15 protein-coding genes are annotated in these 19,123 nt (G+C 71.7%); 3 read left to right on the forward strand and 12 right to left on the reverse strand.

The genetic code is table 11. The annotated features are described in order from the left end of the window. Positions 1–40: 40 nt before the first annotated feature. Together HAV40_RS33835 and HAV40_RS33840 are read right to left on the reverse strand one after the other, a co-directional pair. Positions 41–1,618 (reverse strand): cellulose binding domain-containing protein, encoded by a 1,578-nt coding sequence (locus tag HAV40_RS33835; protein ID WP_166388369.1) that lies wholly within the window; start codon positions 1,616–1,618, stop codon positions 41–43. 203 nt (positions 1,619–1,821) lie between these two features. Then, positions 1,822–2,649 (reverse strand): GDSL-type esterase/lipase family protein, encoded by an 828-nt coding sequence (locus tag HAV40_RS33840; protein WP_166388370.1) that lies wholly within the window; start codon positions 2,647–2,649, stop codon positions 1,822–1,824. Positions 2,650–2,872: 223 nt separating this feature from the next. On the opposite strand from HAV40_RS33840, the gene HAV40_RS33845 reads away from it, so the two are divergent. After that, the gene (locus HAV40_RS33845) at positions 2,873–4,570 is read left to right on the forward strand and encodes a hypothetical protein (protein WP_166388371.1); all 1,698 of its coding nucleotides are present in this window, start codon (positions 2,873–2,875) and stop codon (positions 4,568–4,570) included. A gap of 20 nt (positions 4,571–4,590) precedes the next feature. On the opposite strand, the gene HAV40_RS33850 is transcribed toward HAV40_RS33845, so the two are convergent. The 5 genes from HAV40_RS33850 to HAV40_RS33870 form a co-directional block, all read right to left on the reverse strand. Then, positions 4,591–5,079 (reverse strand): hypothetical protein, encoded by a 489-nt coding sequence (locus HAV40_RS33850; protein ID WP_166388372.1) that lies wholly within the window; start codon positions 5,077–5,079, stop codon positions 4,591–4,593. Between the two features lie 139 nt (positions 5,080–5,218). Beyond that, positions 5,219–5,416 carry a hypothetical protein gene (locus tag HAV40_RS33855; protein ID WP_166388373.1) on the reverse strand — a complete coding sequence of 66 codons (198 nt, stop codon included), beginning with the start codon at positions 5,414–5,416 and terminating at the stop codon, positions 5,219–5,221. Positions 5,417–5,676: 260 nt separating this feature from the next. Continuing rightward, positions 5,677–6,687 carry a golvesin C-terminal-like domain-containing protein gene (locus HAV40_RS33860; protein WP_166388374.1) on the reverse strand — a complete coding sequence of 337 codons (1,011 nt, stop codon included), beginning with the start codon at positions 6,685–6,687 and terminating at the stop codon, positions 5,677–5,679. Positions 6,688–6,849: 162 nt separating this feature from the next. Next, on the reverse strand, positions 6,850–7,521 hold the full coding sequence (trmB, locus tag HAV40_RS33865; RefSeq protein WP_166388419.1) for a tRNA (guanosine(46)-N7)-methyltransferase TrmB: 672 nt from the start codon (positions 7,519–7,521) through the stop codon (positions 6,850–6,852). A gap of 135 nt (positions 7,522–7,656) precedes the next feature. Beyond that, on the reverse strand, positions 7,657–7,881 hold the full coding sequence (locus HAV40_RS33870; RefSeq protein WP_203671775.1) for a TM2 domain-containing protein: 225 nt from the start codon (positions 7,879–7,881) through the stop codon (positions 7,657–7,659). 355 nt (positions 7,882–8,236) lie between these two features. Between HAV40_RS33870 and valS the strand changes: the two genes are divergently transcribed. After that, entirely contained in the window at positions 8,237–10,744 is a 2,508-nt protein-coding gene (valS, locus tag HAV40_RS33875) for a valine--tRNA ligase (RefSeq protein ID WP_166388376.1), read from the forward strand. Positions 10,745–10,997: 253 nt separating this feature from the next. Here valS and HAV40_RS33880 read toward each other — a convergent pair whose 3' ends face one another. The 3 genes from HAV40_RS33880 to HAV40_RS33890 all read right to left on the reverse strand — a co-directional run bounded on the left by HAV40_RS33880 (position 10,998) and on the right by HAV40_RS33890 (position 13,338). Continuing rightward, positions 10,998–12,047, reverse strand: coding sequence for an ABC transporter ATP-binding protein (locus HAV40_RS33880; RefSeq protein ID WP_203671795.1), 1,050 nt, complete (start codon positions 12,045–12,047; stop codon positions 10,998–11,000). A 58-nt stretch (positions 12,048–12,105) separates the two neighbouring features. Continuing rightward, a complete protein-coding gene (locus HAV40_RS33885) occupies positions 12,106–12,495 on the reverse strand; it encodes a TOBE domain-containing protein (RefSeq protein ID WP_166388378.1) in 390 nt (129 codons plus the stop codon). Positions 12,496–12,765: 270 nt separating this feature from the next. Then, positions 12,766–13,338 (reverse strand): YceI family protein, encoded by a 573-nt coding sequence (locus HAV40_RS33890; protein WP_166388379.1) that lies wholly within the window; start codon positions 13,336–13,338, stop codon positions 12,766–12,768. A 241-nt stretch (positions 13,339–13,579) separates the two neighbouring features. Here HAV40_RS33890 and HAV40_RS33895 point away from each other — a divergent pair, with 241 nt between their 5' ends. Beyond that, the gene (locus tag HAV40_RS33895; protein WP_203671783.1) at positions 13,580–15,976 is read left to right on the forward strand and encodes a transglycosylase domain-containing protein; all 2,397 of its coding nucleotides are present in this window, start codon (positions 13,580–13,582) and stop codon (positions 15,974–15,976) included. 90 nt (positions 15,977–16,066) lie between these two features. Here the strand turns inward: HAV40_RS33895 and HAV40_RS33900 are convergent, their stop codons facing one another. Next, positions 16,067–18,145 (reverse strand): glycoside hydrolase family 6 protein, encoded by a 2,079-nt coding sequence (locus HAV40_RS33900; protein ID WP_166388380.1) that lies wholly within the window; start codon positions 18,143–18,145, stop codon positions 16,067–16,069. A gap of 309 nt (positions 18,146–18,454) precedes the next feature. Beyond that, positions 18,455–19,072 (reverse strand): TetR/AcrR family transcriptional regulator, encoded by a 618-nt coding sequence (locus tag HAV40_RS33905; protein WP_166388381.1) that lies wholly within the window; start codon positions 19,070–19,072, stop codon positions 18,455–18,457. Positions 19,073–19,123: the final 51 nt, after the last annotated feature.

Here is a 19,123-nt window from a genome sequence, read left to right on the forward strand (position 1 = left end):
GGGGGGGGGGGGGGGGGGGGGGGGGGGGGGGGTGGGGGGGTTAGCGGGTGAAGCCTGCGGTGATGCGGGTGAACTCCCAGTCGGGCTGGGCGATGCCGCTGCAGTTGGAGACCACGCCGCCGCCGGCGCAGCCGCGGTCGCGGTTGACCGCCCAGAAGGACAGGCGGGCGATGGCGTTGGCGTTGGCCCAGTCGCGGATCTGGGTCCAGGTCGCGGTGCTGGTCAGCTCCTGCTGGTCGGACAGGCCGTTCATGCCGGAGATGCCCAGGTGGGAGTACGCCGTGGCGTCGCTCCAGCCGAACGCCGTCTTCAGCGCGTTCTTCAGGCCGACCGCCGAGTTGACGGTGTTCTGGTACATGTTCGCGCCGCCGCCGAAGTCGAACGGCATGATCGTGAAGATGTCGATGTTCGCGCCGAGCGCCGCCGCCTGGTTGATCAGGCGGGTGCCCCACCAGCTCGGGCCGGTGGTCGTGGTGCCGAGCGTGATGATCGTCTTGATGCCGGGGTTGTTCTGCTTGATGATCTTCAGCGCGCCCAGGATGCGGTCCTGCACGACCTCGTTCTCGAACTCGTCGGTGTTCTCGATGTCGACGTCGATCGCCTTGAGGTTGTACGCGTTGATGACCTGCTGGTACGCCCCCGCCAGCGCGGCCGCCGAGGAGCAGTTCGGGCCGAGCTTGTTGCCGCTGTAGCCGCCGATCGACGGCACGATCTCGCCGCCCGCGGCCCGGATCGCGTTGATGGTCGACTGGTCGGCGCCGCCGAGCAGCGGCCGGCTGCCGTCCCAGGCGGGCGTGCAGCCGCCGCCGGACAGGATGAAGGCCATGGTGAACCACTTGATGCCGGTGGCGTTCATGACCGTGGCGGGCGCGGGCGGGTTGCCCCAGCCGACGTAGTAGTACGGCGCGGCGCCCTTGAAGTTCGAGGTCGGGCAGCCGGTCGTGGTCCCGGTGACGCTGTTGCTGGCCACGGACTCACCGGCGTTGTTGTACGCCTTCACGGTGTACGTGTGCGCCGTGCAGGTGCCCAGGCCGCTGTGCGTGGCCGACGTGCCGGTGACGGTGGCGCGCACGGTGCTGCCCTCGTACACCCGGTAGCCGGTGACCGTGCCGGTCGACGCGCCCCAGCTCAGCGAGATGCTGGTGTTGGCGACCGAGGTGACCGACGGGTTGCCCGGCTTGCCCGGCACGCCCGCGGGCGGCGGGGACGAGCTCGGCGGCGTGCCGCCACCGCAGCTCGCGCCGTTGACGGTGCAGTTGGTCGGGTTGCCCGAGCCGTTGGCGTTGAAGCCGAAGGTCGTCGACGCGCCCGCGCCCAGGGTGCCGTTCCAGCCGACGTTGGTCGCGGTGACGTGCTGGCCGGAGGTGGTCACCACGGCGTCCCAGAACACGCCCATGGTGGTGCCCGACGGCAGGTCGAACTGCACGTTCCAGCTGGTGATGGTGGACGAGGTGTTGTTGGTGACGGTGAACTTGCCCTCGTATCCGGAGCCCCAGCTGGAGACCTTGGTGAACGTCGCGGTCGCGGCGTGGGCCGGCGACGACGCGACGAGGGACAGTGCGCCGGCCAGCAGCGCCACGCCGAGCGTGGCGAGCCCGGCCCGCAGGGACCTTCTCATGAGGCGGTGGTCCTTTCGAGGTAGCGCGCGGCGGGCGACGGCTGCGGGGAGCACGTCGCCCGACGGCGAGCTGTGGGACGGTCGGACGCTCATGAGCTTGGATGCCACATTAAGTTAAAGACGGTTAACAGTAAAGAGTGTTGTCGATTCTGGCACGGCGGAGGGGGCGCTCCACCCCGCGGAGCGCCCCCGGTCCGATCAGCTCACCAGTTGTGGCCGGCGGCGTACGAGATCTGGGCCAGCACCGTCTGCCCGGCCGTGTTCGGGTGGAAGTAGTCCCAGGTGCTCACCTGCGACAGCGCGAACGGGTAGTTGAACACCGCGTTGTCGTCGAAGTCGCAGTTCGCCCCGTACGCGGCACACGCCTGCGCGAGCTGGGTGTTGAAGTCCACGACACGCTGGCGCACCCGGTCGCGGCGGTCCACGTCGGCCTGCGCGGTGGAGGTCGGGTTGGCCAGCAGGGACTGGCAGATGCCGAACAGCGACCAGGTGTTGCGGGCGGACGAGGAGCCCTTGCCGACCTCCCACAGCCGCTTGACGTCCGGAATGGAGATCAGCGCGACCCGCGCGCCGGGCAGGCGGGTCTTGAGCGTGGTCAGCGCCGTGTCGATGGACGCCCGGAACGCGGTCACCGAGGTCATGCTCGACTCCGAGCCGGTGCAGGCGTCGTTCGCGCCGATCAGGATGGTCACGTAGTCGACGTTGCGGCCCGCCACGGTGTTCGCCTGGCCGGGCATGTCGGCGGCCTTCGCGCCGCTCTTGGCGTCGTTGTAGTTGCGGCCGTCGACGGCGCTGTTCTTGGCCAGGATGCGCCGGTACTGGCTGTTGACCGAGGCGTAGCTGCCGGTGCTGAACGAGCGGGCGGTGCAGTCGACGTACCAGCCGCAGGCGTTGAAGCCTCGGGTGATCGAGTCACCCATGCTGGCCATCGAGTTGGGGATGGGGCCGGTCGCGGCTGCTGCCGGGTTCGCCGACAGGACGACCGCGGCCAGGGCGGCGGCGAGCGCGAGGGACGGACGCGCGAGACGCATGGGTGCCTGCCTTCCGGGGGGTACGGAAAACGCGGATAAGGGGGTACGAACCACCGCGCGGGCACGCGGTTACCGAAGGGTAATGTCCGTGTGGCCTAGGTCACAAGACCCGGAATCCCTATTGGCCGTCCGCTTCGGACGGTGCCGCACGACCCCGCCACCGCCGCGCCTGAAGGAACCTCAGGGCTTCACAGATGGTGCGGAAGCAGGCACGATGAGTCCCATGCCTGAGGGGGGACGGCTGGCGCGTGCCCGCGAGCTGGTGAGCCGGCTCGACTTCCCGGCTGCCCAGCAACTGCTGCGTGACCAGCTCGCGCTGGCTCACCAGGATCCGCGGCACGCCGACACGGCCGAGGCCGACACCGCCGCGCTGTACGCCGGGGTGCTGCTGCACCTGGGCGAGCCGCACGCGGCGCGCAGCTGGGCGGCGTACGCCCACGCCGCCGCCCAGGCCCTGCACGGCGACCTGGACCGGCGCACCCTGCACGCGCTCGGGGTGCTGGCCGTCTGCATGCACCGCACCGGCGCGCTCGACCGCGCTGGCGACCTTTACCGCGACCTGATCGACGACCTGTCCGCCACCGAAGGGCCCGACGCCGACCGCACGCTGTCCGCGCGGGCCGACGCGGCCGTCGTGGAACACGCGCGCGGCAGCTGCGCCGAGGGGCGCCGGCAGCTGTCGGAGGTGCTGGCGGCGCACGTGTCCCGGCACGGCCCCGGGCACCCGGTCAACCTGCGCATGACCATCCGGCTGGCGGGCATGTGGCGCGACTGCGGCGACTTCGACCAGGCCCACGACCTGCTGGCCAGAGCGCGCGAACAGGCTGCCGTGCTGCCCGCCGCCGACGACGTGCACCGGCTGCTGCAGGCCGCGGCGCAGGCTCCGGCGCGCACCGAGCACCGCTGCGGCACCGCGCCGTCCGAGGACGAGGCCGGACGCGCGCACGATCCGGGGCCGGGTGTGCTGCCGGTGCTGATCCCGCACGCCGACGACCTGATCCCCGGCCCGCACCAGCCCGCCCCGCGCACCGCCGAGCCGGGCGAGTGGCCCGACGACGAGATCTTCGAACGCTACGACGACCCGGCCCGGCAGACCCGCGCCCGGGGTGCGCGCCCGGCGGGCGCTCCGCCGCCCCGCCACGACGACACCGACGCCCGCCTCGACGACCTGCTCGGCCAAGGTGGCTCCGGCCGGGGGCGCCGCGAGCTGAACGGGGATCCGGCCGGCGACGGACGAGCCACGCGCGACCGGACCGGGTCCGGCTCGCCCGTGCGGGAGACGGCACGCAACAGCCACGGCCGGGAACGCGACCGCGCGGCGGCAGGCCCGGAGGACACCGACCCCGGCCAGCCCGCCGGCCCGCTGTATCGCCCCGCCGGGCGGCCGTACGTGCCCGTCGACCCGGCGTATCCGATCGCGACGACACCGCCGCCGGGGCTGCTCACGCCGCCGCGTACGCCACCGGCCGCGCGGCGCAGGCGTGGCGGTGGGGCCGCGGCGCTGGCCGTGGTCGCCGCGGTGGTCGCGATCGTGGCGCTGGTGGGCACGTTCATCCTGGCCACCGGGAGCGGCCCGGATGAGGCGTCGCCGTCACCCGCCGCCTCGCCGAGCGGACCGGCCCCGTCCGCGCCGCCGCCGGTGACCGGGCTGGCCGTCGCCGACCTGGGCACCCGGCTGCGGATCACCTGGTCCTACCCCGACGGCGCGACCGCGGCGGTGGTGCTGTCGGCCGCGCCCGCCGGGCAGCCGATGCGCGCGCTGCAGTCGCTGCCCGCCGGGACCGAGACGGTCACCCTGCCCGGCTTCGACAAGGACCGCGACTACTGCGTCACCGTCACGCTGGCCTACAGCGCCGACCGCACGGTCATGTCGCCCCCGGTGTGCACCGACCGGCGGCGGTCCCCCGCGGCCCGCCCCTGATCGCCGCCGGGCGGCCGGCGTCACCGTGCCGAGCGGGCCGCCGCCGTGGCGGCCAGCTCCCGCAGCCACAGGCTCTCCCGCTCGCGCCGCCGGACGGTGGCCAGCACCGCGGGCGGCAGCGGGGCGTGGCGCAGGTGCAGCGCGACCAGCTTGGCCAGCGTCATCACCGGTATGTCGTACGAGCTGTCCTCGGCGAAGGCCAGCAGCTCGGCGACGAGGTCCGGGGGCAGCTCGCCGGGCAGCAGCGGGCACAGTGCACCGATCACGCTGTCGGCGTGCCAGCCACGGTCGGCTCGCCGGAGCCGCAGCAGCGCCCGCAGCAGTGCCTGCAGGTGCGCGGGCGGCAGCCCCGCCGCCAGGTCCAGCAGCGGCCGCAACCCGTCGCCGCCCGCCGCGCCGCCCGAGCGCCGCAGCGCCACCAGCGACGACGCGGCCGCGTCGAAGTCGCCGGCGTCCGCCGACCGGGCCACCCGGTCGAGCAGTTCGGTGTGTGTCACGAGGCCGGACATCTGCCACCCGCCCGGGTGAGACGGTCCACAATGGTCTGCATCGTCATGCCGCGGGAGTGTAGGCAGGGGCACCGACAAAGAAAGATCCGCCGGCCCGGACCGCAGGTGCGGCCGGGTCGGCGGATCGGGTCGGCGGGGTTCAGCCGGCGCGGCGGTTGGCCCACAGCCGCGGGCCGTGGCCCTGGCTCGACTTGGGCGTGACGCCCTGCTTGCCGAACGCCTGCTGCTGGGTCTTCTTGCCCTTGGCCCGGCGCTCGGCGCGGTTCATGGGCTGCTGCTCGACCTCCTCGGCGGACTCGTCCGCGGCGGGGGTCTCCGAGCTGTGATCTTCACGCATGAATGTCTCCTACGGATGCGGGCACGCCGACGCCTGCCGGAACGGGCAGGGGCGTGGGTCAAGACGGATCAGACGGCGCGGGCCCGGAGACCGGCGCGGCACGCTCGCCGCGCTCGGAGCGCGGGCGTGGGGATCACGCTCAGATGTACATGCGCAGGAGCCTAGCAGGCCGCACGATGATCCGCATCCGCGTACACGGGAGGACACGACCGTGCCCGCGCCACCATGGTGGCGCGGGCACGGTGACGAGCCGGCGTGGATCAGACGCGGGTGAGCTTCACGGCGTCGGCGATGACGTAGCCCGCGCCGCCGCTCCAGCGGCTCACCCCGACGGCGTTGTAGTCGCCCCCGGCGAGGCTGAAGGTGCCCAGGTTCACCCAGACGCCACCCCTGCCCTGCTGGTTGACCACCACCGTCTGGTTGCCGCCGGTGGCGGCGACGATGTACGGCGTGGTCGCGTTGTAGCCGGTGTTGGCCGGATACCAGACCTCGACCCGGTAACTGGCCGTCGCCGGGATGTTGAACTTGTACCAGGCGGCGTCCGAGACGGCCTGCGGGTTGGCGTACCGGTAGTCCGCGCCGTACTTCTGCGACGAGTACGTCGAGGTGCCCCAGTTGGCCGAGGCGGTGAACCGGCCGGAAGTGGTGTTGTCCACGGTCGACGTCCACGACGGCGGCGGCGTGGTGCCGTTGACCAGCTGCATGAAGTACGACCAGTTCCAGCGGTTGCCGGGGTCGGTGTGGGTCGCGCCGGGGACCTCGCTGTGGCCGATGATGTGGGCCCGGTCCCGAGGGATGCCGTACTTGCTGGTCACGCTGCGAACGATGGCCGCCGACGCCTGGTACATCGCCTCGGTGTACCAGCCGTCCTGCTCCACGTAGCCCTCGTGCTCGATCCCGATGGACTGCGTGTTGTAGGTCCAGTTGCCCGCGTGCCACGCCACGTCGGCCTCGCGCACCATCTGGGTGACCGCGCCGCCCTTGGACACCACATAGTGGGCGCTGACCTGCGCGGCCGGATTCTGGAACCAGTTGATCGCGCTCGTGTACGAGCCCTGGACCGTGTGAATGACCACGTAGTTGATGTTGTAGTCGGACTCGCGGCTGGCGTTGGTGTAGTTACTGGTGCTCGCAGGCACCCAGGCCGCCGGGCCGTAGTCGGTGCTCGCCTGAGCAGCGGTGGGCACGGACAACAACGCGCCGAGAGTCAGCGCGACGCCGCCCGCGAACGCCGTGGCACGGCGCAGCAGAGGAGTGGCGGTAGCCACCATGCGAAACCTCCCGAAGGAAGAGGATCAGGTGGCCAAACATTAATGAACTTACATCAATCCCGTCGACAATCTACAAGTAACAACTCAATGAAGAAACTTACCTCCACGCAGCCGCTGCTCCGCCCTCACCCGCGTCCACGAGAAACCGGGGTCGCGCAGACGTCAGGAGGTGCGGCGGTAGAGGAGGTCGAAGATCTGGCGGCCGGCGGCCAGGCCGCGCCGCTCGAACTTGGTGACGGGGCGGTGGGCGGGGCGGGGGGCGAAGCCGTCGTGGAGGTTGGCCAGGCCGTCGGCGGCGTTCAGGACCTCGGCCATCTGCTCGGCGTAGGCGGCCCAGTCGGTCGCGCAGTGCAGAACGCCGCCGACCGCCAGGCGGGTGCGCAGCAGGGCGACGTTGTCGGGCTGGATCAGGCGGCGCTTGTGGTGCTTCAGTTTGGGCCACGGATCGGGGAAGTACACGTGCACCGCGTCCAGGCTGCCGGGGGCGAGCATGTGCTGCAGCAGGTTCAGCGCGTCGCCCTGGGCGACCCGTACGTTGGCCAGCTCGCGCTCCTCGACGACGGCCAGCAGGTTGCCCAGGCCGGGCGGGAACACCTCGACGGCCAGGTAGTCGCGGCCGGGGTCGGCGGCGGCCATCGCGGCGGTCGCGTCGCCCATCCCGGAGCCGATCTCCAGCACCAGCGGGGCGCGGCGGCCGAACAGGGCGGTCGTGTCCAGCGGCGGGTACGGCTCGGCGATGTCGACGCCGTAGCGCGGCCACAGCCTGGTCAGCGCGTCCTCGTGGCGTGTGCTCACCCGCCCGCGACGGGGGTGGAACGTGGTGATGCGCGCCATGCGGCGCCCGTCGCCGAGAGCGTCGGCCAGGTCAGAGGTGGTCACAAGACAGTCAGAGTACAGCGGCGGCCCCCCGCGCCGTCGGGCGCGAGGGGCCGGCTGCCGCCCGCGTCACCGCGCGGGCGGGGGGTCAGCTCACTTGGCGAGCGCCTGGCCCTGCTTGTCCGAGAACTTGCCGATCAGGATCATGATGAAGTCGATCAGCACCCACAGGCCCAGGCCGCCGAAGGTGACCAGCATCAGGATGCCCGTGCCGATCTTGCCGACGTAGAAGCGGTGCACGCCCAGGGCGCCGAGGAAGAAGCAGAGCAGCAGGGTGACGAGCCAGGACTTGCTGCCGGTCGCCGTCGTCGTGGTCACAGAGGTTTCCTTCTGGTCAGGGTGGGCCGATCGCCGAGCCGCGATCAGCGAAAACGGACCGTAACAACAGCCCCACCCGTGGACAACCGCCACAAAGACGATCCCGGGTCATCCCGACAGCCAGCGTCGACCCGCCCGGCGGTATCGATGCGACGTAGGCGCACCCGGCGGGTTACCATCGACACCACCGGACGACAACGAAGGAGGAGCCATGACCCACGCGCTCCCCATGTCGTTCGTAGTACGCGTAGCCGACTCGGGCCGCGCGTAATCCTTCGATCGCCGCGCCCCAGGGCGCGTGGCGGTCACCCAGCCTCTCTCGCGTTCGGGCGCCTATCCCCACCGAGGTGAGGTCATGAGCCTTCCGGACAAGCCGACCATCGACGGTCTGCCCGACAAGTGGGCACAGCGCTGGGAATCCGAGCGTGTGTACCGCTTCGACCGTGCCGCACCCCGCGAGCGCGTGTTCGCCATCGACACCCCGCCCCCGACCGCCAGCGGTTCGCTGCACGTGGGGCACGTGTTCTCGTACAGCCAGACCGACATGATCGCCCGCTACCAGCGGATGCGCGGGCGGGCCGTGTTCTATCCGATGGGCTGGGACGACAACGGGCTGCCCACCGAGCGACGGGTGCAGCAGTTCTACGGGGTGCGCTGCGACCCGTCGCTGCCGTACGACCCTGGGTACACGCCGCCCGACAAGCCCGGCAGGCAGCAGGTGCCGGTGTCGCGGCGTAACTTCATCGAGCTGTGCGAGCGGCTGACCGCGCAGGACGAGGTGGCGTTCGAGCACGTGTGGCGGGTGGTGGGTCTGTCGGTGGACTGGTCGCTGCTGTACACGACGATCGGCACGCGGGCCCGTGCGGTGTCGCAGCGGGCGTTCCTGCGGGCGCTGGCGCGCGGGGACGCCTACCCGGCGCAGGCGCCGACGCTGTGGGACACCACGTTCCGGACCGCGGTGGCGCAGGCCGAACTGGAGGATCGGGACCGCCCGGGGGCGTACCACCGGCTGGTGTTCCACCCGGATGGGACCGGAGCCGAGCCGATCACCGTGGCCACGACGCGGCCGGAACTGCTGCCCGCCTGCGTGGCGCTGGTGGCGCACCCGGACGACGAGCGTTACCGGCCGCTGTTCGGCAGCACGGTGCGCACGCCGCTGTTCGGCGCGCGGGTGCCGGTGCTGGCGCACCGGCTGGCCGACCCGGCCAAGGGCACCGGCATCGCGATGGTGTGCACGTTCGGCGACACCACCGACGTGATCTGGTGGCGCGAGCTGGACCTGCCCATCCGGCCGGTGCTGGGCTTCGACGGCCGGTTCGCCCCCGACGCCCCGGAGGGGCTGTCCGAGGACGGCCGGGCGGCCTACGCGGGCCTGGCGGGTGCGACCGTGCACACCGGACGCGAGCGGATCACCGCGCTGCTGCGCGACAGCGGCGAACTGCTCGGCGAGCCGGAGCCGATCACGCACCCGGTGAAGTTCTACGAGCGCGGCGACAAGCCGCTGGAGATCGTGTCGACCCGGCAGTGGTACATCCGCAACGGCGGGCGTGACGAGGCGCTGCGCGCCCGGCTGCGCGAGCGCGGCCAGGAGCTGACCTGGCAGCCCGCGCACATGCGCACCCGCTACGAGCACTGGGTGGACGGGCTGGCCGGGGACTGGCTGATCAGCCGCCAGCGCTTCTTCGGCGTGCCGATCCCGGTGTGGTATCCGCTGGACGCCGACGGCCTGCCCGACCACGACCGGCCGATCACGCCCGGCGAGCACGCGCTGCCGGTGGACCCCAGTTCGGACACCCCGCCGGGGTACGCCGAGGAACAGCGCAACCGGCCCGGCGGGTTCACCGCCGACCCTGACGTGATGGACACCTGGGCGACGTCCTCGCTGACGCCGCAGATCGCCGGCGGCTGGGGCTTCGACGACGACCTATTCGCCCGGGTGTTCCCGATGGACCTGCGCCCGCAGTCCCACGAGATCATCCGTACCTGGCTGTTCGCCACGGTGCTGCGCGGGCACACCGAGCACGACACGCTCCCCTGGCGTACGGCGACGATCGCGGGCTGGATCCTCGACCCGGACCGCAAGAAGATGTCCAAGTCGGTCGGCAACGTGGTCACGCCGCTGGACGTGCTGGCCGAGCACGGGTCCGACGCGGTGCGCTACTGGGCGGCGGCGGCCCGGCCGGGGGCCGACACGGCGTACGACACCGGGCAGATGCGGGTGGGCCGCCGCCTCGCGATGAAGATCCTGAACGCGACGCGCTTCGTGCTGGGCCTGGGCGAACCCGGTCCGGCCGCCGCGGTGACCGAGCCGCTGGACCGGGCCCTGCTGGGCGCGCTGCAGCCGGTGATCGCCGAGGCGACCACGGCCCTGGACGCGTACGACCAGAGCCGGGCCCTGGAGGCCGCTGAGCGCTTCTTCTGGCTGTTCTGCGACGACTACCTGGAACTGGTGAAGCAGCGCGCGTACGGCCAGCACGGCCCCGAGGGCGCGGACTCGGCGCGGCTCGCCCTGCGCACCGCGCTGTCGGTGCTGCTGCGGCTGCTCGCCCCGGTGCTGCCGTTTGTGACCGAGGAGGCCTGGTCGTGGTGGCAGCCCGGTTCGATCCACGCCGCCGGCTGGCCCACCCCGTCCGACCTGGACGGCGCGGCCGGCGACCCCGCCCCGCTGGCCGCCGCGACCGCCGCGATCGAGGCGGTGCGCCGCGCGAAGTCCGCGGCGAAGGTGTCCATGCGCACCCCGCTGAGCCTGCTGACCGCCCCGTCCGGAGACCCCTTCTCGCTCATCGAGCAGGACGTCCGCGACGCCGGGGTGATCACCGCCGTCACCCGTCACCCGTCCCCCGCCTACCTCGCCCAGGTCTGACCCGAAGGAAGGGCACCTTCCCATCGCCACGGTAGAGGAAGGTGCCCTTCCCCACCGGGATGGTCGGGGTCGGGCGGCGTGATCGCTGTCTACGGTCAGAAAGTGCGGTCCGACCCCACTTTTTGACCGCAAACAGTGATCTACGAGCGGCGTCGCGCGGAACAGCGCAGCGACGGCCCGGAACAGCCCGGCGGCGCGCCCCGGAACGGCCCGGCGGCGGCGCGGGCGCGGGCGGCGTGGGAGGCGGCACGGGTCAGTAGGCGTAGGCGCGGGTTTCGGTGGCCTTGACGGCGGCCCAGACTTCGGTGCCGGGGAGGAGGCCCAACTGGGCGGCGGAGGCGGGGGTGATCTCGGCGGCGGCGGGGATCGGGCCGCCCAGTTCCACGCGCAGGTGGTCGCCGTGCGGGAGTACGCCGACGACGGTCGCCGCCCAGGTGTTGCGGGGGCTGCCGGCGGGGCGCTGCGGGTGCAGGGCGACCGCGGACGGCGGGAAGGCCAGGAACGCGTCGCCGTGCACCTCGTCGTCGGCGACCATCGTGAACCCGCCGTCGAGTGTGACGGTGTGCCCGTCGGCGCTCCCCCGGTACAGGTTCAGCCCGACGAGGCGGGCCACGTACTCGGTGCGCGGCCGGGCGGTGACCTCGGTGGCGTCGCCCTCCTGCACGATCACGCCGTCTTCGATGATCACGAGGCGGTCGGCGAGCACCAGCGCGTCGAGCGGATCGTGGGTGACCAGCAGCGTCGCGCCTTCGTGCGTACGCAGGTCGTGGTGCAGCCGCGCCCGGGTCTCCATCCGGGTGCGGGCGTCCAGCGCGGCCAGCGGCTCGTCGAGCAGCAGCAGGTCGGGGCTGACCGCCATGGCCCGCGCCAGCGCCACCCGCTGGGCCTGCCCGCCCGACAGCTGCCGGGGCCGCTGCCGGGCCAGCGCGGACAGGTCGACGCGGGCCAGCCAGCGGGCCGCCTCGGCGCGGGCGGCCTTGCGCGACGCGCCGCGCGCCTGCGGGCCGAACGCGACGTTGTCCAGCGCGGACAGGTGGGGGAAGAGCAGGTAGTCCTGGAACACGACGCCGACGCGGCGGTGCTCGGGCGGGGTGAAGAGCCCGGCGGCCGGGTCGTCGAGGACCTCCTCGCCCAGCCGCAGCCGCCCGGCGTGCAGCGGCAGCAGCCCGGCCAGCGCGCGCAGTGCCGTCGTCTTGCCGGCGCCGTTGGGCCCGAGCAGTGCCACGACCTCGCCGGGAGCCACCGACAGGGTGACGTCAAGCCGGAAGCCTGGCCGTTCGACGACCAGGTGCGCCGACAGCAGGGCGCGGCCCGCGGGCCACCCGCCGACGGTCGGGCCTGGGCCGACCGCCGTTCGCGGGTCAGTCACGCTCGACCACCACGCTGGTGGACTTGATGACGGCGACGGCGACGCTGCCCACGTCGAGCCCGAGTTCCTCGACGGCCTCGCGGCTCATCAGCGACACCACCCGGAACGGGCCCGCCTGGATGTCGACCTGGGCCATCACGGTGTCCTTGACGATGGCGGTGACGATGCCGCGCATCCGGTTGCGGGCCGAGGAGCGGTCGGCGCGGCCGTCGGGGTCGTCGGCCTGGGCGCGGGCATACGCCGCCAGGTCCGCCCCGGCCACCATCCGGTGGTCGTGCTCGTCGCGCTGTGCCCGCAGGCGGCCGGAGTCGACCAGCCGCCGTACGGTGTCCGCGCTGACGCCGAGCAGTTCCGCCGCTTCCCCGATCCGAAATGCGGTCATGGGGCGAATCTACCCCTCGCATCTGCGACGGGGCCGGGTGCCGGGGCGGGTGTGCGCACCGCCGTGAAACGTGCCGGGGAACCTGCCGTCCCGAGGAGACGGGTGGGCGGCAGGTTCCCCGATCGCCGGACGCGACGCGCGGCCACGCGTGACGTCCGGGCACGCCCGGACGCGACCCGCTGGACGTCCACGCGCTCCCGGGTGCTCCCCCAAGCACCTTCGGGGCGGGACGTCCAGGTCCGGTCGCGGCCGCGCGGAGCCCGTACGGGCTCAGGCCTGGCGGGTGGCTTCGCCCTCGATCTCGATCTTGAGGGTCTTGCCGACCAGGACGCCGCCGGTCTCCAGCGCCTGGTTCCAGGTCACGTTGAACTCCTCGCGGTCGATCTCCGTGGTGGCGGTGAAGCCGATGAGCTCCTGGCCCCACGGGTTCTTGTTCACGCCGCCGAACTCCAGCGCCAGCTCGACCGTCTTGGTGACGTCCTTGATGGTGAGCTCGCCGACGAGGGTGAAGTCCTCGCCCGAGACGGCGCGCAGGCCGGTGCTGCGGAAGCTCAGCTGCGGGTACTTCTCGACCTCGAGGAAGTCGCCGGTGCGCAGGTGGTTGTCACGGTCGGCGACACCGGTGTCGATGCTCGCGGTCTGCACGACGGCGTTGACCGACGAGGCCAGCGGGTCCTCGGCGATGACGATCTCGCCGGCGACGTCCTTGAACGAGCCGCGTACCTTGCTGACGACCATGTGCTTGATGACGAAGCCGACGCGCGTGTGCGCGGGGTCGATGGCGTAGGTGCCCGGCGCGGGGATGGTGAGGCCGTTCCAGGTGCGGGTGTTCAGCGTGGTCATGTCAGTGCCTTCCGGTTGGGGCGAAGCTTTTTACGTGACGGTTCAACTATACGCGGCGCAACGATATTTCGGGTAGTGCCACGCTGTTTTCCGGATCACCTCCGACGCTCACCCACAGGAAGACCGCACGACCGGCCAGAATATGCCCCTTTTCAGATGAGATGCACGCCACAAATACTGGCAGAACGGAGATCTCCGGGCAGTCTTGACCACCCCCGCCCTCTCCCCCGAAGGTGCCGCGATGCCGCAGCTCAACCGGATGACTCGACTGACGCTGTTCGCTGTAATGGCGGGCGCCGTGGTCGCCGCCGGTGCGATGCCCGCCGCCGCGCTGGCCAACTGGGCGGTGGAGAAGTCCGCACCCGCCTACGACACCCTGCCCGAGGTGCTCAAGCATCCCACCACGGCGCAGGCCAGCTACCTGTACGCCAACGACGGCAAGACGGTCGTCACCACCTTCTACGACGAGAACCGGCGCGACGTGACGCTGGCCGAGGTGGCCCCGGTCGTGCCGCAGGCCGTCGTCGCCGCCGAGGACGCCCGCTTCTACTCCCACCACGGGGTGGACCTCAAGGGCGTGCTGCGGGCAGTGGTGGCCAACGGGGCCAGCGGCGGCGTCTCCCAGGGCGCGTCCACGCTGACCATGCAGTACGTGCGCAACGTGCTCAAGAGCGACCCGTCACTGTCGACGCAGGAGCGCGCCGAGGCCACCGAGCAGACGCCCACCCGCAAGATCCGCGAGGCCCGCTACGCGCTGGCGGTCGAGAAGGAGCTGAGCAAGTCCCAGATCCTCGAGCGCTACCTGAACATCGCCTACTTCGGCTCCGGCGCGTACGGCATCTACGCCGCCGCGCACACCTACTTCTCCAAGGACCCCGCGCAGCTCACCCTGAGCGAGGCGTCGCTGCTGGCCGGGCTGCTCCAGTCGCCCGAGGCCGACAGCCCGCTCAACGGCGGCATCGAGCGCGCCCTGGCCCGGCGCGACTACGTGCTCACCGCGATGACCGGCACCGGCGCGATCACCGCCGCGCAGGCCGAGGCGGCCAAGGCGAGCACCCCGGTGGTCAAGCGTGGCTCCAGCCCCAACGACTGCACCGCCTCGCGCCAGGGCTGGGGCTTCTTCTGCGACTACTTCCGCAGCTGGTGGCGTGACCAGGACACGTTCGGCGACACCGCCGAAGACCGCGAGCAGGCGCTGCGCCAGGGCGGCTACCGCATCGTCACCACACTCGACCCGAAGATCCAGAACGCGGCGCAGGCGCAGATCACCAAGGTGTACGGGTACACGAACAAACGCGCCCTGCCGATGGCGGTCGTCGAACCCGGCACCGGCAAGGTCCTCGCCCTGGCGGTCAACCGCCGCTACAGCGCCGCGACCGGCGCGGGCAACACCATGAACCAGCTCGTCGCCGGCGGCAACGGCATCCACGGCTACCAGGCCGGATCGACGTTCAAGATGTTCACGATGCTGGCCGCCCTGGAGGCGGGCAAGACGCTGGACACCAGGTTCGACGCGCCCAGCAAGCTCGTCACGGCCTGGCCCGAGGCGCCCGGCCCGGCCAGCTGCGACGGATTCTGGTGCCCCCGCAACGCCAACCCGGCCTACATGGACGGCGAGCGCGACATGTGGACCGGCTTCGGCCGCTCGGTCAACACGTACTTCGTCTGGCTGGAGCAGCAGGTCGGCGCGGACAAGACGATCGAGATGGCGCAGCGGCTGGGCGTGAAGCTCCGGCACCCGGACAACGCCTCGCACGCGGCCTCCGACGCGGCGGGCTGGGGCTCGTTCGTACTGGGCGTCTCGCTGACCACGCCGCTGGACCTCGCCAACGCGTACGCGACGCTGGCCGCCGACGGCGTCTACTGCACGCCGCTGCCGGTCGCCGCGGTCACCGACGGCACCGGACGGCCGCTCGACATCGCCAAGAGCACGTGCGCGCCCGCGATCACGCCGGAGGTCGCCCGCGCGGCGACCGACGCGGCCCGCTGCCCGGTCGGGCAGGACGGGGCGTTCGGCCGGTGCGACGGCGGCACGGCCCAGGCGGTGTCGGGGCTGCTCGGCGGGCGTGCGGTGGCCGGCAAGACGGGCAGCTCGACCGACAACATGACCGAGTCGTTCGTGGCGTACACCCCACAGCTCGCGGCGGCCGCGATCGCGGCGAACCCGGACACGCCCACCGACGCGGTCGGCGCGGCGGTGCTGTCGCAGGTGTACCGGGCCGTCGCCGCGACCCTGGCGACCGGCTCACAGGGCCTGGAGGTCAAGGACTTCCCCGCCCCGCTGCGCACGTCGGCGTTCTCGCCCGAGCCGGAGAAGACCGAGCCCACCGAGCCGCGCGACGAGGCGCACGACGGCAACGGCGACGCCCACGACGACGATGACGACGACGGCGACGACCGTCCCGGCCGTGGCGACGATGACGACGATGACGACGACAACGCGAACGACAACGGGGGCAACGGGAACGACGACGGGGGCAACGGGAACGACGACGGGGGCAACGGGAACGACGACGGCGACAGCGGCGACGACGGGTCGGACGACGACGGCGGCGGTTCCGGTGGCAACGGCGGACCTCGCCCCGGTCGCGGCGGCGACGAGGCCGACAGCGGCCCCCGCTCCGGAACCGGCCGCTGACCCGCCCGCGCCGCAACTCGCCAGAAGCAAGGAAGGGCACCTTCCTGACGCCTGGGCGTCAGGAAGGTGCCCTTCCTCTGATTCAGGTGGTTACGAGAGCGGCGGGTAGGCGTTCGCCATCAGCTGGGCGAACTGGGCCGAGAACCACGCGCCCGAGATCGGGGCGTCCGGCAGGGCGCCGGTCAGGTTGTTGCCGTTGAGCTGGTTGCCGGTGTACGTCGGGTCGCACATCCGGTCGAAGCCCTTGCCCTCGTTGTTCGGGATCAGCGACGACGAGCCGTCGGACTCGCCCGGAGGCTTGACCCACACGTAGGCGTCGATGCCGGTCGCCGGGTTGGCCCGGGGACGCTCGCCCAGACCCGCGCCGGACTGGTTGCACCAGTTGCCGGCGTGGATACGGCGGTCGATCCGCGACTGGTTGACGAACGTGTCCACGCTGGTCGAGGTGGACGCCGCGGTCGGGCGCGCCGAACCGCCCCAGCCGTTGCGGGACGTGTCGATCAGCATGCCGATGTTGGAGTTGAAGCCCTCCGACACCAGGCGGGTGCGGAACGCCTGCGCGAACGACTGCTCGTCGACGTAGTAGTTCCAGTCGACCCACTTGCTCTGGCGCACCGTGGTGCCGCCGACCGAGGTGTTGATGGTGAAGTAGGGCTCGACCAGCGCCGAGTAGTTCGCCGTGTTGGTGATGAACCCGTGCACGTTGTTGACCGTGCTGCCCTCGGCGACGGCCGCCTCCTTCAGCTTCAGCGCCGTCGGGCCGAAGTTGGTGTCCCAGCCGATCCAGCCGTGGTGGGCCGAGTCGATGTAGTTGTAGACGTTGCTGATCGCGCCCAGCTTGTTCAGCGCGTAGCCGACGCCCTTGACGTAGCCGCCGTTGGAGTTCATGGTCGCGCACTTGGCGATGTTGAGGTTCGTGACCAGGTTCGGCAGCGAGTCGATCTCGATGATCGCCACGATCCGCAGCGACGCGTACTTCGCCTGACCCATGATCGCCGCGATCGGGTCGATGTACTCCGACTTGTAACGCGGCAGCTCGTCCACGCCCAGCTCGCCGTTGGAGGCCAGCGCCGAGCAGTCACGACCCGGCAGGTTGTAGATCACGAACTGCACGGTCAGCGGACCTGAACCGGCGTTGGCCTGCCGCAGCGCCTCGTCGAGGTGGTCGGCCAAGCCCATCGACCCGTTCGAGCTGCTGCCCGACGTGCCCGCGATCGCCGCGATCCGGTCCAGCCACACCGCGGTGGACAGGTTCGACACCCGGCTGCCGCCGGACACCGAGGCCGCCTTCGCCGACCACTCCGGGTTCACGTAGCCACGCGCCCCCGAGTACGGGTTGTCGACCTTGCCGCTCTGCGTGATGTCGTTGTCGATCTCGGTCACCGCCAGCGAGGCGCCGGTGTAGCCCGAGGCGGACGCCGCCACGGTCGCGGTGCCGTTGGTCTGGTCGCTGTCCTCGGCGGCCGCGATGGCGACGCTCACGCCCGCGACCGCGTTCGACGGGGTCAGCGTGACCGACGACGGCGCGGAGATGCTGGTGTCGCCGCTACGGGCCAGGGCGACCGTCACGTTGGCGCTCGGCGCGGCGCTGAGCTTCACCGTCACCGACGAACTGCTGCCCTCGGCGACGCTCACCGCCGACGGCGAGATGATGATCGAGCGGGTCTGCGGGCTCGGGCTGGTGCTCGGGCTCGGCGGGGTGCTGGGGCTGCTGCTCGGGGTCACCCCGCCGGTGGTGCAGGCGACGTTGTTCAGCGTGAACGCGGTCGGCTTCGGGTTGCTGCCGGACCAGCGGCCGTTGAAGCCGATGCTCGTCGACGCGCCGGTGCCGAGGCTGCCGTTGTGGGACAGGCTGGTGCCCGTCACGTTGGCGCCGGACGCGCTCCAGTTCGCCGACCAGCCCTGGGTGTAGGTCTGCCCGGCCGGGAACGCGAACTTCAGCGACCAGCTCGTGATCGGGTCGCCGGTGTTCTTGACGGTGATGGACGCGGTGAAGCCGCCGCTGCCGGGGGCCTCGGTCCAGTCGTTGGTGGTGTACGCGATGTCGCAACCGGGGGCGGCGTGCGCGATCGCCGCGGGGATCGTGACAAGGCCGGCGAACACCAGGGTGCTCGCGCCGGTCAGCGCGATGATCTTGCGCCTTCCGGACAGCCTGATCGGGAATCTCATTGCCTTCTCCTTGGGCCGTGGCCGGATCCCCGGACAGGGATCCGGTGTGGACGCCGACGGAGAACGGCCGACAGGAGGGCCGCGCCGGGGCGCCACGAAGGTGGTGCGGATTGCCCTGCCCGGCGGGCGGAAACTGAGGTGAACGCAGACGACCGGAACGCGGTCCGTGACAACGCCGTCCCGGTGCGAGACCGGGTGCCCTCGGCGATGAAATCGCGTGTGCTCCCCACGCGAACACGGTCATCGTCGCACACGAAACAAGCACGACACAACACCGGACATCTATGCGTTGACCAGCGGGTGAAAGTTTCAGGGACGGTGGTTGAGCACGGCCGAGATCAATGTGACCACGTCGGAGTGCAGGGCTGCGAACCGGCCCTGCACGTCCTCACCGGCCGCACCGGTGTACGGGTCGATCGCGTGCAGCAGCAGCTCGTTGATGCCGCCGACGATGGCCAGCGCCTGCCCCTGCGACAGCGGCCGCAGGTCCGGGTCGCTGAGCCGGCCCACCTCCACCAGGTCCACCAGCGTGCCCGCGAAACGCTGCAGGGTGAGCTGGCGCAGCATGAACGCCCGGTGCCCGGCCGCCTGCACCTCGATCAGCATGGTCCGGGTGAAGGCGGGCATCGTCTCCAGCGCGCCGAGATACGCCGCCGCGCCGTCGGAGATGCGCTGCGGCCAGGGCTGGTCACCGGAGGCCGCCGCCCGGATGATCAGTATCAGCCGGTCGCAGACGTGCTCGTAGAGTGCCATCAGGCACTCCTCCTTGGCCGCGAAGTGCTCGTAGAAGGTGCGTTTGGAGACCCTGGCCAGCGCCACGACGTCGGCGATGGTGGTGGACGCGTAACCCTTCTCGGCGACGCAGGCGGCGAGCGCCGTGGTCAGGTCACGGCGGACCGACTCGGGCGTCCGGGTCGGGGCGGCCAAAGCTCCTCCGCTGGTCGGGCGTGGTCGATTGGGTGGAGACTGTACCGGTGG

The organism is Catellatospora methionotrophica, assembly GCF_011297335.1.
GTDB classification, from domain to species: domain Bacteria; phylum Actinomycetota; class Actinomycetes; order Mycobacteriales; family Micromonosporaceae; genus Catellatospora; species Catellatospora methionotrophica.

Excerpts from the sequence above, each read along its gene's own strand:
- HAV40_RS33835 (WP_166388369.1), bottom strand. The coding sequence starts at position 1,618 with ATGAGAAGGTCCCTGCGGGCCGGGCTCGCCACGCTCGGCGTGGCGCTG.
- HAV40_RS33840 (WP_166388370.1), bottom strand. The coding sequence starts at position 2,649 with ATGCGTCTCGCGCGTCCGTCCCTCGCGCTCGCCGCCGCCCTGGCCGCG.
- HAV40_RS33845 (WP_166388371.1), top strand. The coding sequence starts at position 2,873 with ATGCCTGAGGGGGGACGGCTGGCGCGTGCCCGCGAGCTGGTGAGCCGG.
- HAV40_RS33850 (WP_166388372.1), bottom strand. The coding sequence starts at position 5,079 with ATGTCCGGCCTCGTGACACACACCGAACTGCTCGACCGGGTGGCCCGG.
- HAV40_RS33855 (WP_166388373.1), bottom strand. The coding sequence starts at position 5,416 with ATGCGTGAAGATCACAGCTCGGAGACCCCCGCCGCGGACGAGTCCGCC.
- HAV40_RS33860 (WP_166388374.1), bottom strand. The coding sequence starts at position 6,687 with ATGGTGGCTACCGCCACTCCTCTGCTGCGCCGTGCCACGGCGTTCGCG.
- trmB (WP_166388419.1), bottom strand. The coding sequence starts at position 7,521 with ATGGCGCGCATCACCACGTTCCACCCCCGTCGCGGGCGGGTGAGCACA.
- valS (WP_166388376.1), top strand. The coding sequence starts at position 8,237 with ATGAGCCTTCCGGACAAGCCGACCATCGACGGTCTGCCCGACAAGTGG.
- HAV40_RS33885 (WP_166388378.1), bottom strand. The coding sequence starts at position 12,495 with ATGACCGCATTTCGGATCGGGGAAGCGGCGGAACTGCTCGGCGTCAGC.
- HAV40_RS33890 (WP_166388379.1), bottom strand. The coding sequence starts at position 13,338 with ATGACCACGCTGAACACCCGCACCTGGAACGGCCTCACCATCCCCGCG.
- HAV40_RS33895 (WP_203671783.1), top strand. The coding sequence starts at position 13,580 with ATGCCGCAGCTCAACCGGATGACTCGACTGACGCTGTTCGCTGTAATG.
- HAV40_RS33900 (WP_166388380.1), bottom strand. The coding sequence starts at position 18,145 with ATGAGATTCCCGATCAGGCTGTCCGGAAGGCGCAAGATCATCGCGCTG.